Below are 12,217 nucleotides of genomic sequence, written 5' to 3' on the forward strand. Positions count from 1 at the left end.
GTCCGAGCCGGGCGCTACCGGATCAGCGGTCCACAAGGCGGTCGAACTGCGTGGTGGTGTGCCGCAGATGAGCCACCAGTTCCTCTCCGACCTGCGGCTGCGGTGCGTCGCCCGGCACGAACAGGATCGACACCTGCATGTGCGGCGGCTCCGCGAACCAGCGCTGCTTCCCGGCCCACACATACGGCGCGAGATTGCGGTTGACGGTGGCCAAGCCGGCCCGGGCCACGCCCTTGGCACGCGGCATCACGCCGTGCAGCGCCTTGGGCGACTCCAGGCCGACGCCGTGCGAGGTGCCGCCGGCCACCACGACCAGGTAGCCGTCGGAGGCCGCCTTCTGCTGGCGGTAGCCAAAGCGCTCGCCCTTGGCGACCTTGGTGACATCGAGCACCGAGCCGCGGTACTCGGTGGCCTCGTGGTCGCCGAGCCACAGCCGCGTTCCGATCCGCGCGCGGAACCGTGTCTGGGGGAACTGCTGCTGGAGACGGGCGAGTTCATCGGCCTTGAGGTGGCTGACGAACATGGTGTGCAGCGGGAGGCGGGCATTGCGGAGCCGGTCCATCCAGCCGATGACCTCCTCGACCGCGTCGGAACCGTCGGCACGGTCCAGCGGGAGGTGCAACGCGAAGCCCTCGAGCCGGATGTCCTCGATGGCCGCGGCAAGCTTCGGCAGATCCTCCGGCTTGACGCCATGGCGCTTCATGCTGCTCATGACCTCGATGACGACCCGGGCGCCGACCAGGCCACCCACGCCCTCGACCGAGGAGACCGACCGGATCGCCCGGTCGGGCAGCGGCACCGGCTCCTCACCGTGGCGGAACGGGGTCAGGACGAGCAGGTCGCCGCTGAAGAAGTCCTTGATACGGGCCGCTTCGTAGGTCGTGCCGACCGCGAGGATGTCGGCGCCCAGGCGGGTCGCCTCGTCGGCGAGACGTTCATGGCCGAAGCCGTAACCGTTGCCTTTGCAGACCGGGACCAGCCCGGGGAACTGCTGGAGAACGCTCTGCTGATGCGCCCGCCAGCGCGCGGTGTCGACGTAGAGGGTGAGCGCCATGGCCGGGCCCGGAACCTTTCTCGTGGCTGGGGTGTGTCAGGAGTACGGACGGTGCGGTGAAGCGTCAGCGGCGCGACATATACATGTCGAGCGCCTTGTGCAGCAGCTTGTTGAGCGGGAAGTCCCACTCGCCGAGGTACTCCGCTGCCTGCCCACCCGTGCCGACCTTGAACTGGATCAGACCGAAGAGATGGTCGTTCTCGTCCAGCGAGTCGCTGATGCCGCGGAGGTCGTAGACCGAAGCGCCGAGCGCGTAGGAGTCCTGGAGCATCTTCCACTGCATCGCGTTCGAGGGCCGGACCTCGCGCTTGTGGTTGGCGGAGGCGCCGTAGGAGTACCAGACGTGGCCTCCGACGATCAGCATCGTGGCCGCTGCGACATTCTCGCCCTCGTGGCGGGCGAAGTAGAGCCGCATGCGGTTGGGGTCCTCGGAGTTGAGGGCCGTCCACATGCGCTGGAAGTAGCCCAGCGGCCGCGGGCGGAAGTGGTCACGCTCCGCGGTGATCTCGTAGAGCCGCTGCCATTCGGCCAGCTCCTCGTAGCTGCCCTGGACGACCTCGACGCCGGCCTTTTCGGCCTTCTTGATGTTGCGGCGCCACAGCTGGTTGAAGCCCTTGTGGATGTCCTCCAGCGAGCGGTTGGCCAGCGGCACCTGGAAGACATAACGCGGCTGCACGTCGCCGAAGCCGGCGCCGCCGTCCTCGCCCTGCTGCCAGCCCATGCGCCGCAGCCGGTCGGCGACCTCGAAGGCGCGGGGCTCGATGTGGGTGGCCTCGACGTCCCGCAGCCGCTTGACGTCCGGGTTCTGGATACCGGACTTGATCGCGGCGGAGTCCCAGCGGCGGATGATCACCGGCGGGCCCATCTTCACGGAGAAGGCGCCCTTCTGCTTGAGGTGGCTGAGCATCGGCTGCAGCCAGTCCTCGAGGTTCGGTGAGAACCAGTTGATGACCGGGCCCTCGGGGAGATAGGCGAGGTAGCGCTTGATCTTGGGCAGCTGGCGGTAGAGCACCAGACCCGCGCCGACCAGCGCGCCGCTCGCGTCGAACCAGCCCAGACTCTCCGAACGCCATTCGGCCTTGACGTCCGCCCAGGCAGGAACCTGCATGTGGCTGGCCGCGGGCAGACTCTGGATATATGCCAGATGCTGCTCTCGGCTGATGGTCCTCAGGGTCAGGCTCATGCGGGGCGCTCCTCGGCAGGTGTGTCCCCTTGGTGGGGCTCCGGCTCTCGCGCCGAAGCCTACTGTGACCGCGGAGCGCCCCGTCTGGGCCATACGGGGCGGAGCCCCGTATGCCGTATCGGCTAGCCGATCACGCCGCCGAAGAGGCCGCCGTGCGCCAGCCCGAGGTAGAAGCCGACGGCCGCCGCCCCGAGGCCGATGATCAACAGGAAGCGTTCGCCCGTCGTCGACGAGATGAACTGTCCCCACAGGCCGGTGCCGATTCCGATCAGGCCGACCCAGGAGCTGACCAGGTGCAGGCTGGGAGAGAGCGTGGTGAAGATGGCGATCGCGCCGAGGACCACGGTCACAATGGCGATGGTGTTCTCGACGGGATGCTCTTTGCCGTCGCTGTTGAGAAGCGAGAGCAGACTGCGCTGGGTCCGTGCTGCCTGTGCCATGCGGCACCTCCGATGACAGGGCGGCGCACTGTAACGCCGCTCACACCCTTGTGTTCCAGATTGAGGGGTGGAGCGGGCGGATTTCAACCGGAAGGCTTCAGGCAGGTACTCTGTACGGTCTGCGCCTATGTCTGTCCGGATGACCGGACGGGCTCGGTGCGGAACGCATACGACCCTCCTGCCACGGAACGACCGTGGCCGCTGAGTCCAAAGGAGGTGGGTTCTACATGCGTCACTACGAGGTGATGGTCATCCTCGACCCCGATCTCGAGGAGCGCGCTGTCTCCCCGCTGATCGAGAACTTCCTCTCCGTCGTCCGTGAGGGCAACGGAAAGGTCGAGAAGGTCGACACCTGGGGCCGTCGTCGTCTCTCTTACGAGATCAAGAAGAAGCCCGAGGGCATCTACTCGGTCATCGACCTGCAGGCCGAGCCTGCGGTCGTCAAGGAGCTCGACCGTCAGATGAACCTGAACGAGTCGGTCCTCCGGACCAAGGTCCTTCGTCCCGAGACCCACTGAGCGCGCAAGCGTCCAGCGGTAACCGGGTCCGAGTAGCAGCAACACCAGCAGCCAGCAGCACACCCGCCGAGAGGTTCCCCTAATGGCAGGCGAGACCGTCATCACGGTCGTCGGCAATCTTGTCGACGACCCCGAGCTGCGCTTCACCCCGTCCGGTGCGGCGGTCGCGAAGTTCCGCGTCGCGTCCACTCCCCGCACGTTCGACCGTCAGACCAATGAGTGGAAGGACGGCGAGAGCCTGTTCCTGACCTGCTCGGTGTGGCGTCAGGCGGCGGAGAACGTCGCCGAGTCCCTGACGCGGGGTACCCGCGTGGTCGTCCAGGGCCGCCTCAAGCAGCGGTCGTACGAGGACCGCGAGGGCGTGAAGCGCACGGTCTACGAGCTCGACGTCGAGGAAGTCGGCGCGAGCCTGAAGAACGCCACGGCCAAGATCACCAAGACCAGTGGTCGCGGTGGCCAGGGCGGCGGCGGCTTCGGCGGCGGCCAGCAGGGCGGTGGCCAGGGTGGCGGCGGCTGGGGCGGCGGCCCCGGCGGCGGCCAGCAGGGTGGCGGCGGTGCTCCCGCCGACGACCCGTGGGCGACCAACGGCCCGGCCGGCGGCGGTCAGCAGGGTGGCGGCGGTGGCTGGGGCGGCAGCTCCGGCGGTGGCTACTCGGACGAGCCGCCCTTCTAGGTCCGTACAGCCGGTCCGACTCCGCGCTGTTTCACGTGAAACAGCGCCGTGAGGCGGCCAGGGACCTTGAGGGCGTCAGCACAAACTTCTTGAACTCATTGGAGAGAGACAATGGCGAAGCCGCCTGCTCGCAAGCCTAAGAAGAAGGTTTGCGTGTTCTGCAAGGAGAAGATCTCCTACGTCGACTACAAGGACACGAACCTGCTGCGGAAGTTCATCTCCGACCGCGGCAAGATCCGTGCCCGCCGGGTCACCGGCAACTGCACTCAGCACCAGCGTGACGTCGCCACGGCCGTGAAGAACAGCCGTGAGATGGCGCTGCTGCCCTACACGTCCACCGCGCGATAAGGGAAGGGTGACCGAATCATGAAGATCATCCTCACCCACGAGGTCTCCGGCCTCGGCACCGCCGGCGACGTCGTTGACGTCCGCGACGGGTACGCCCGTAACTACCTGGTCCCGCGTGGTTTCGCGATCCGCTGGACCAAGGGTGGCGAGAAGGACGTCGAGCAGATCCGCCGCGGTCGCAAGATCCGCGAGATCGCCACGATCGAGCAGGCCAACGAGATCAAGGGCCGGCTCGAGGGCGTCAACGTGAAGCTGGCCGTTCGCGCCGGCGACGCGGGCCGCCTGTTCGGCTCCGTCACCCCGGCCGATGTCGCCTCGGCGATCAAGGCTGCCGGTGGTCCGGACGTCGACAAGCGTCGTGTCGAGCTCGGCTCGCCGATCAAGACCCTGGGCGCCCACCAGATCTCCGTGCGTCTGCACGCCGAGGTCGTGGCGAAGCTCGGCGTCGAGGTCGTCGCCGCGTAGTTTCCGCACCACGCCGAAGGGCCGCATCCCGTCACCAACGGGGTGCGGCCCTTCGCCGTGTCCGGGGCGCCGGCAGCCGGAGGTCAGTCCTCGTTCTGAGCGCGCCGGTAGAGCTCGGCGACATCGTCGTCGAAGTACGCGGCGTAGGAGACATCGTCTTCGTCGCCACCGCCTTCGTGGCCGCCGAGAACACCGATGACCGTGCCGGTATGGCTCTTGGGGTCGTAGTCGGCCAGCCAGGGACTGCCGCTCGTCCCGCCCTCGAAGTCGGTGCACTGGATGCGCATCTGGGTGTCGCTGTACTTCGTGGTGCGGTTCTGGCAGGAGATCGGGGTGTCCCGGCTGGTCGGATAGCCGGTGATCTTGACCTCGTTGTCGAAGCCACGGTCGATGCCGAGGGTGTTGCCGCCCAGGACGTCCTGGATCTGCTTGCCGTTCTTCTTGTCGAGCACGAGGAAGGCAACATCCAGATCCTCGTCCTGCGACTTGACCCAGCGGTCGTCGACGATCACCTTCTTGACCTTCCAGAGGCCGGTGGGCTCATCGCGGTCGCGGTAGTCGGGGGCGAAGACGAGATCGTTCACCGTGGTCCCGGCGTCCGCGTCAAAGGCGCAGTGTGCCGCGGTGATGAGCATGTTCCGGCCCGGGCTCTGCACCACGCTCGCCGTACAGAAGTGGTCTCCGGAGTCGTCCTTCTCGAAGACCACGCCGACCCGGGCGTTCTGCTCGGTGCGGCGTGGAGTGTAGGCATTGCCGTCCTCGGCCGGGGCCGTGGCGGCGGGATCCTGATCCTGGGGATCTCGGTCGGCCTCGCCGGACTTGCCGAAGCTGCTGTGACCGCTGACACGGCTGCTGCTCCTGTCGCCCTCCCCTTCCGAGGCGTAGCCCACCACAACAGCAGCCACCATGACGACGAGCGTCAGGGGCACCACGGACCTACCGGCAAGCGAGCGCACACGGTCATTATTGACATGCACTACGTGCTGCGGGAGATGGTTCAGCGCGAGGCTCCTGTCACAATCCACCGGCCCGAGCGGGTACGCAGCCACAGAGTCAGCATGCGGACGGTCATCATCAGCGCCATGGCCCACCACAGCGCCACCAGTCCGCCGCCCAGAGCGGGCACGGCCAGCGCGGCCGGAGCGAACAGCGCCAGCGTCACCACCATGGCCCAGGCGAGATACGGGCCGTCCCCCGCGCCCATCAGGACGCCGTCGAGGATGAAGACGATGCCGGACACCGGTTGTGTCACGGCCACGACCAGGAGCGTGCTCAGCAAGGGGCCCTGCACGGCGGGGTCCGAGGTGAACAGGGGGATGAACGCGGGGCGGGCGAGCGCGACCAGCACACCGAGTACCAGTCCGGCCGCGATGCCCCACTGGACCATCCGGCGGCAGGCGGCGCGGGCGCCGTCGCGGTCCCCCGCGCCGAGGTAGCGGCCTATGATGGCCTGCCCGGCGATGGCGATGGCGTCCAGCGCGAAGGCCAGCAGGGACCACAGCGTGAGCACGATCTGATGCGCGGCGACCTCGGCATCGCCGAGCCGGGCGGCAACGGCGGTGGCGATCATCAGCACAGCGCGCAGCGAAAGCGTACGGACCAGCAGCGGGACCCCTGCCTGGGCCGAGGCGCGGATGCCCACGGCGTCGGGGCGCAGCGAGGCGCAGTGTCGTCGGGCACCGCGGATGACCACGGTGAGGTAGACCGCGGCCATGCCGCACTGGGCGATGACCGTGCCCCAGGCGGAGCCCGCGATGCCGAGCCCGGCGCCGTAGACCAGGCAGACGTTGAGCGCGGCGTTGACGGAGAAGCCGCCGATGGCGACGTAGAGCGGGGTCCGGGTGTCCTGGAGCCCGCGGAGCACGCCGGTGGCGGCCAGCACGACGAGCATCGCGGGGATGCCGAGGGCGCTGATGCGCAGGTACGCCGTCGCGTACGGGGCAGCGGTGGCGGAGGCCCCGAAGGCCTCCACGAGCCAGGGGGCCGTGGGCAGGACGGCCACGATGACGGCGGCGCCGAGCAGCAGGGCGAGCCAGATGCCGTCCATGCCCTGGCGGATGGCGGCGGGAAGATCGCCGGCGCCGACCCTGCGGGCGACCGCCGCGGTGGTCGCGTAGGCGAGGAAGACGAAGACGGAGACGGCGGTGGTGAGCAGGGCGGCGGCGACGCCCAGGCCGGCGAGCTGGGGAGTGCCGAGGTGGCCGATGACGGCGCTGTCGACCATGACGAAGAGAGGTTCCGCGACCAGTGAGCCGAAGGCGGGCAGGGCGAGGGCGATGATCTCGCGGTCATGGCGACGGTCGGTGCGCCGCGGTGTCGCGGGAGCCTGGGTCATGCGCCCAAGGTAATCGTCCACAGGTAAGAGATGCAAACCTATTGCAGTCCTTACTTTCCGCTGTGGGGAGTTGCCTCCCCTGTGCCGTTTGTCGTGATCTTGAGCCGCATGGGGAAGTTTTTCTTCCCCACAGCCTATGGATGAGAAATCTGCAGGTCAGGAGGGTGTGGGCAGGGTGATTGTGTGCTTGTCCACAGAAGTTTCCCCCGTGCCGTGCACAGGATCCGGGGACTTCTCCACAGCTGTAGGCCAGTCATCCACATGGCCTGTGGATAACCAGATTGGCGGACGGTGCCCACGGGCCTACCGTGGTCCGGCACCCGCCGCCTGTTCCGGCTTGAGAAATCGTCCGAACTCGACGCGCCGTAACCGGAGTCGGGCGTCTCGATTGTCAGAGCTGTGCCGTAAGAAAGAACAGCACAGCAAGGTCCGCGCCGCGGACGGGAGGAGGTGCCGGGGTGAGCATTCCCGAGCCCATGGAAGACCCCTGGGCGGACTCCGGTCCCAGCGACCTGCTGCCGGCCGCCCGCTCCCGGCGGGGCGAGGGCAAGGGACGCGGCCGCGGCGACCGCCAGGAACGCGACGACGACGGCGGCTCCTGGGCAGGCGGTTTCGAGCGTGTCCCCCCACAGGACCTGGATGCCGAGCAGTCCGTGCTCGGCGGCATGCTGCTGTCCAAGGACGCGATCGCGGATGTCGTCGAGGTCCTCAAGGGCGAGGACTTCTACCGACCCGCCCATGAGCTGGTCTACCAGGCGATCCTCGACCTGTATGCCAAGGGCGAGCCTGCCGACCCGATCACCATCGCCGCGGAGCTGACCAAGCGCGGCGAGATTGCGCGGGTCGGCGGTGCCTCGTATCTGCACACGCTCGTCCAGTCCGTACCGACCGCCGCGAACGCCGAGTACTACGCCGAGATCGTCCATGAGCGTGCGGTGCTGCGCCGGCTGGTCGAGGCCGGCACCCGCATCACGCAGATGGGATACGCCGCGGACGGCGACGTCGACGAGATCGTCAACAGCGCCCAGGCGGAGATCTACGCCGTCACCGAGCAGCGGACCAGTGAGGACTACCTTCCGCTCGGCGACATCATGGAGGGCGCCCTCGACGAGATCGAGGCGATCGGTTCGCGCCAGGGCCAGATGACGGGCGTGCCGACGGGCTTCACCGACCTGGATGCCCTGACGAACGGCCTGCACCCCGGCCAGATGATCGTGATCGCGGCCCGTCCCGCCATGGGTAAGTCGACCCTGGCGCTGGACTTCGCGCGGGCCTGCTCGATCAAGAGCAACCTGCCGAGCGTGATCTTCTCGCTGGAAATGGGACGCAACGAGATCGCGATGCGTCTGCTGTCCGCCGAGGCGCGGGTCGCGCTGCACCACATGCGCTCCGGCAGCATGACGGACGAGGACTGGACACGGCTGGCGCGCCGGATGCCGGATGTCTCCGCCGCGCCGCTGTACATCGACGATTCGCCGAACCTGTCGATGATGGAGATCCGTGCCAAGTGCCGCCGGCTCAAGCAGCGCAACGAACTGAAGCTGGTGGTCATCGACTACCTCCAGCTGATGCAGTCCGGCGGCTCGAAGCGCGCCGAGAGCCGCCAGCAGGAGGTCTCGGACATGTCCCGGAACCTCAAGCTGCTGGCGAAGGAGCTGGAGCTCCCGGTGATCGCGCTCTCGCAGCTGAACCGTGGTCCCGAGCAGCGCACGGACAAGAAGCCGATGGTCTCCGACCTGCGTGAATCCGGTTCGATCGAGCAGGACGCCGACATGGTCATCCTGCTGCACCGCGAGGACGCCTACGAGAAGGAGTCCCCGCGGGCCGGCGAGGCCGACCTGATCGTGGCGAAGCACCGTAACGGCCCCACGGCGACGATCACGGTCGCGTTCCAGGGTCACTACTCGCGCTTCGTGGACATGGCGCAGACGTGAGTGGCGCGTGTAGGGTCTCAGATTTCGCGGCACAATCTCATCTCCGATGGCACATCGATGGCACTTATGCCGCCGTTGTGAGACTCGCCGGTCGGGGCGTTCACCCTTTCGGGTGAGTGGGTTCCGGCTCGTACCGCGCGTTGAAGTTCGGCTGACACCCTTGGCTGCGCGGGCCAGCGCCCGTGGGCTGGGGGTGCGCGATGGACAGTGTCGCTGCGACGGTGAGTCTCCGGCGGAGGCGTGGTCCTCTGGTGGAGGACCGAGACTGGGGTACGGCGCCTGTCGAGCTTCTGCAGTCGGCTCATCCGTGGCGGACGTTCCGCTGGCACAGGGGCCAGAAGCATTACTCGGGTACCTACTGGTCGGCGACGATGCGCGACCACGTGATCTACGAGTCGCGATTGGAACTGTCGCGCTTGCTCTTCGCCGACTTCGATCCGTCCGTACGCGGCATCGTGGCCCAGCCTTTCCTTCTGAAGACGGTGCTTGAGGGGAAGGCGCGTCGGCATATCCCGGACTATCTCCTGCTCACCGGGAAGGTGCCGGTGGTCGTTGACGTCAAGCCGTTGCACCGGTTGTCCAAGCCTGAGGTGGCATTCACCTTCGGCTGGACCCGGCGGGCGGTGGAATCGCGGGGGTGGAAGTACGAGGTCTGGAGCGAGCCTCCGGCCGTGGAGCTGGAGAACATTCGGTTCCTGGCGGGTTACCGCAGAGACTGGCTGTTCAGAGCCCAGGTTCTGGAAGAGCTCCGAGACGTGGATCTCGACGGGCTTCTTCTGGAGCAAGTCGCGGGGTGCCTGCCGAATCATCCGGAGCCGCAAGTGCGCGCCGCCGTCCATCATTTGCTCTGGACGCAGGCTCTTGTCACCGATCTCAACCGGCCACTCGGCCCTTCACGCATTCTGAGGAGGGCAGCGTGAGCAGGGCGGGGGCTCGGGTTGGAGTTGGTACGCGCTTCCGCTACGACGGGGAGTCCGTCGAGGTGGTGGAGATGGCAGCGACCACGGCGGGCAACGAGGTGGTTTTGAAGGATGGTCATGGGCGGCTTCTGCGGTTGTCACTCAAGGAACTGCTGTTCTCCGACCGTGCTGCGATCAGTCCTGACGGCCCGGGACCGTCGGCGGACGACGAGGGTGAGATCGCCTCAGTGGTTCTCGGGCAGCTCGACGTGGCGGAGAAGCGGAAGGTCCTGGAACGAGCTGAGCACGTCCGCGAAGTGCTGACGGGTTATCGGTCCGGCAGCCTCGAACTCGCACGCGACGAGGAACCTCGCTCCGAGTACTCGCCGGAGAAGCCCTTGGAGGCCAGATACGCGGCGAAGATCGCTGAACTCGGCGTGGGTCTACGGACCTTGAAACGATGGATCGCCGAGTTCCGGGAGCATGGGGAGGCTGGACTCGCTCCCAGGAAGGGGCCGACGCGGAATTCGCGGATCGCGGTCGATGACCGATGGGTGGAGACCGCGATGGAGGTGATGGTCGAGCACACCGACCAGTCGCGGCCGTCGCGGACGATGGTGATCGAGCGGACCCGGGCTCGGGTGATTGCGCGGTTCGGTGAGGGGGTGGTGCCGCAGCCGAGTCGGGCAACGGCGTTTCGGCTGCTGGAGGAGCTGGAGCGACGACATCCGCTGTTCCGGCTGAGTACGAAGCGCAACCGGGATATCGTCGGTCGGCCGGAGGGTCAGTACGGCAAGCTGCGGCCGACGCGGCCGGGCGAGTACCTGCTGATGGACTCCACCCGGCTGGACGTCTTCGCGTTCGACCCGCTGACGCTGAAGTGGGTGCAGGCCGAATTGAGTGTCGGGATGGATTGGTACACCCGGTGCATCACGGGGATCCGGCTCACGCCGGTCTCGACGAAGGCGGTGGACGTCAGCGCGGTGCTTTTCCAGTCGTTTCGGCCGAGGCCGGCGGGGCGGGATTGGCCGCGGCACGCGGTCTGGCCCGAGCACGGCATCCCCCGCACCGTCCTGGTCGACGTCGAGGGCACCACCGGACCGGGCCTGGCCTCGCCGCCCCTGGTCCCCGAGACGCTGGTCGTCGACCACGGCAAGGTCTACGTCTCGGAGCATCTGACCAGCGTCTGCCGCCGGATGGGCATCTCGATTCAGCCAGCGAGGCTACGAACGGGCCGCGACAAGGGCCCGGTGGAGCGCTATTTCCGGACCCTGCGGGAAGGGCTGCTTCAGGTGCTGCCCGGCTACAAGGGGCCCGACATCCACTCGCGGGGCGAGAACCCGGAGGACGACGCGTTCTTCTTCCTCGACGAGCTTGAGGCGATCATCCGGGAGTGGACTGCGTCGGTCTATCACTGCAGGCCTCACTCCAGCCTGGTCGATCCGGGCCTGCCGGGTCTGCGGATGTCCCCGGCGAAGATGTTCGAGCACGGCATGGCGCGGGCGGGTTATATCGAAGCACCCCGCGACCGGGACCTGGCCTTTGAGTTCCTGCAGACGAAGTGGCGCACGGTCCAGCACTACGGGGTCGAGATCGGCCGCCGCCGCTACAGCGGCCCCGGCTTGCCCGAGCCGGGCATCCGTAGCCCCTACGACAGTCCAGTCAAGAACGGCTGGCCGTTCCAAGTGGACCCCGACGACATCACCAAGATCTACTTTCGCAACCCCACAACTCGCGAATGGCACACCCTGACCTGGGAGCACGCGCCGTCGGTTGAGATGCCGCTGAGCGAGGACGCGTTGACATTCGCCCGGCAGCTGGCCGCCTCGAAGTATCGCTTTCCCGACGACCGGCTGGCCGTCGCCGACTTGCTTCAGCGGTGGAACCTCGGGCTGGGCACCACGATTGCCGAGCGGCGCATGGCCCTGCGGCTCTCGCGCGAGCAGGCCGCCATCGAACTTCCGGAGAGTGAGGCGGAGTCGGTCGTCTCGCTTCCGTCCGTACGCAAGGCCCTTGGCCAGGACGAGGAGACCGCAGAACCGCGGGAGCCCGACGTGGTGACGGAGACGGGGGACGACGACGAGGCCGATCTGGAGGACCTCGCCGAAGAGAACGACTTCTACGCCGATGCTCTGGAGGACGTGTGAATGACAGCAGCGTTCCGGAGCCGGAAGATCTCGCCCTGTCGCGGAAGGAGGACTTCAAGGCGTTCGCTGAGAGCCCCCGCCGCAGCCGGCCCGATCTGCTGACCCGCAAGCAGCTGAAGTCCCTGGCCACGCAGGCGAGGGCGGACTACGACCGGTAGCGCCGGAAGTGGCACGCGAACATCGGACCGGTCAAGACACCACAACTGGCAGAGCTCCACGAG

The 12,217-nt window shown here is 67.5% G+C and carries 13 protein-coding genes; 8 read left to right on the forward strand and 5 right to left on the reverse strand.

Annotated features, from left to right (window positions below; translation table 11 throughout):
* Nucleotides 1-22: 22 nt before the first annotated feature.
* The 3 genes from CFW40_RS17955 to CFW40_RS17965 form a co-directional block, all read right to left on the reverse strand.
* A complete protein-coding gene (locus tag CFW40_RS17955; RefSeq protein WP_088798856.1) occupies nt 23-1,054 on the reverse strand; it encodes an alanine racemase in 1,032 nt (343 codons plus the stop codon).
* Between the two features lie 64 nt (nt 1,055-1,118).
* Nucleotides 1,119-2,237: a peptidoglycan bridge formation glycyltransferase FemA/FemB family protein gene (locus CFW40_RS17960; RefSeq protein ID WP_088798857.1), complete on the reverse strand. Its 1,119-nt coding sequence runs from the start codon at nt 2,235-2,237 to the stop codon at nt 1,119-1,121.
* Between the two features lie 122 nt (nt 2,238-2,359).
* Complete coding sequence (locus CFW40_RS17965; protein ID WP_088798858.1) at nt 2,360-2,677, reverse strand: hypothetical protein; 318 nt, start codon at nt 2,675-2,677, stop codon at nt 2,360-2,362.
* 227 nt (nt 2,678-2,904) lie between these two features.
* On the opposite strand from CFW40_RS17965, the gene rpsF reads away from it, so the two are divergent.
* From rpsF to rplI, 4 genes are all read left to right on the forward strand, one after another.
* Nucleotides 2,905-3,195 carry a 30S ribosomal protein S6 gene (rpsF, locus tag CFW40_RS17970; protein ID WP_006604399.1) on the forward strand — a complete coding sequence of 97 codons (291 nt, stop codon included), beginning with the start codon at nt 2,905-2,907 and terminating at the stop codon, nt 3,193-3,195.
* 82 nt (nt 3,196-3,277) lie between these two features.
* Nucleotides 3,278-3,868, forward strand: a complete 591-nt coding sequence (locus CFW40_RS17975; RefSeq protein ID WP_088798859.1) for a single-stranded DNA-binding protein — start codon at nt 3,278-3,280, stop codon at nt 3,866-3,868.
* Between the two features lie 111 nt (nt 3,869-3,979).
* A complete protein-coding gene (rpsR, locus tag CFW40_RS17980) occupies nt 3,980-4,216 on the forward strand; it encodes a 30S ribosomal protein S18 (RefSeq protein ID WP_003978893.1) in 237 nt (78 codons plus the stop codon).
* Between the two features lie 18 nt (nt 4,217-4,234).
* Entirely contained in the window at nt 4,235-4,681 is a 447-nt protein-coding gene (rplI, locus tag CFW40_RS17985) for a 50S ribosomal protein L9 (RefSeq protein ID WP_088798860.1), read from the forward strand.
* An 83-nt stretch (nt 4,682-4,764) separates the two neighbouring features.
* Here the strand turns inward: rplI and CFW40_RS17990 are convergent, their stop codons facing one another.
* Together CFW40_RS17990 and CFW40_RS17995 are read right to left on the reverse strand one after the other, a co-directional pair.
* Nucleotides 4,765-5,589: a serine protease gene (locus CFW40_RS17990; protein WP_256331420.1), complete on the reverse strand. Its 825-nt coding sequence runs from the start codon at nt 5,587-5,589 to the stop codon at nt 4,765-4,767.
* Between the two features lie 89 nt (nt 5,590-5,678).
* Complete coding sequence (locus CFW40_RS17995) at nt 5,679-7,016, reverse strand: MATE family efflux transporter (RefSeq protein ID WP_088798861.1); 1,338 nt, start codon at nt 7,014-7,016, stop codon at nt 5,679-5,681.
* Nucleotides 7,017-7,492: 476 nt separating this feature from the next.
* Between CFW40_RS17995 and dnaB the strand changes: the two genes are divergently transcribed.
* From dnaB to CFW40_RS38120, 4 genes are all read left to right on the forward strand, one after another.
* Entirely contained in the window at nt 7,493-8,950 is a 1,458-nt protein-coding gene (dnaB, locus tag CFW40_RS18000; RefSeq protein WP_176956678.1) for a replicative DNA helicase, read from the forward strand.
* A 251-nt stretch (nt 8,951-9,201) separates the two neighbouring features.
* A complete protein-coding gene (locus CFW40_RS18005) occupies nt 9,202-9,870 on the forward strand; it encodes a TnsA-like heteromeric transposase endonuclease subunit (RefSeq protein WP_256331419.1) in 669 nt (222 codons plus the stop codon).
* Nucleotides 9,867-11,996, forward strand: a complete 2,130-nt coding sequence (locus tag CFW40_RS18010) for a helix-turn-helix domain-containing protein (RefSeq protein WP_088798863.1) — start codon at nt 9,867-9,869, stop codon at nt 11,994-11,996. The genes CFW40_RS18005 and CFW40_RS18010 overlap by 4 nt, the downstream gene beginning before the upstream one ends.
* Complete coding sequence (locus CFW40_RS38120) at nt 11,993-12,154, forward strand: hypothetical protein (RefSeq protein ID WP_256331418.1); 162 nt, start codon at nt 11,993-11,995, stop codon at nt 12,152-12,154. The genes CFW40_RS18010 and CFW40_RS38120 overlap by 4 nt, the downstream gene beginning before the upstream one ends.
* The last annotated feature ends 63 nt before the right edge of the window (nt 12,155-12,217 follow it).

This window comes from Streptomyces sp. 2114.4 (assembly GCF_900187385.1).
GTDB lineage: Bacteria > Actinomycetota > Actinomycetes > Streptomycetales > Streptomycetaceae > Streptomyces > Streptomyces mooreae.

What these genes read in the sequence shown, in the direction of transcription:
- CFW40_RS17995 (WP_088798861.1), bottom strand. Translation starts at nt 7,016, where the DNA reads ATGACCCAGGCTCCCGCGACACCGCGGCGCACCGACCGTCGCCATGAC.
- CFW40_RS17955 (WP_088798856.1), bottom strand. Translation starts at nt 1,054, where the DNA reads ATGGCGCTCACCCTCTACGTCGACACCGCGCGCTGGCGGGCGCATCAG.
- rpsR (WP_003978893.1), top strand. Translation starts at nt 3,980, where the DNA reads ATGGCGAAGCCGCCTGCTCGCAAGCCTAAGAAGAAGGTTTGCGTGTTC.
- CFW40_RS17965 (WP_088798858.1), bottom strand. Translation starts at nt 2,677, where the DNA reads ATGGCACAGGCAGCACGGACCCAGCGCAGTCTGCTCTCGCTTCTCAAC.
- dnaB (WP_176956678.1), top strand. Translation starts at nt 7,493, where the DNA reads ATGGAAGACCCCTGGGCGGACTCCGGTCCCAGCGACCTGCTGCCGGCC.
- rpsF (WP_006604399.1), top strand. Translation starts at nt 2,905, where the DNA reads ATGCGTCACTACGAGGTGATGGTCATCCTCGACCCCGATCTCGAGGAG.
- CFW40_RS17960 (WP_088798857.1), bottom strand. Translation starts at nt 2,237, where the DNA reads ATGAGCCTGACCCTGAGGACCATCAGCCGAGAGCAGCATCTGGCATAT.
- CFW40_RS17975 (WP_088798859.1), top strand. Translation starts at nt 3,278, where the DNA reads ATGGCAGGCGAGACCGTCATCACGGTCGTCGGCAATCTTGTCGACGAC.
- CFW40_RS17990 (WP_256331420.1), bottom strand. Translation starts at nt 5,589, where the DNA reads ATGGTGGCTGCTGTTGTGGTGGGCTACGCCTCGGAAGGGGAGGGCGAC.
- rplI (WP_088798860.1), top strand. Translation starts at nt 4,235, where the DNA reads ATGAAGATCATCCTCACCCACGAGGTCTCCGGCCTCGGCACCGCCGGC.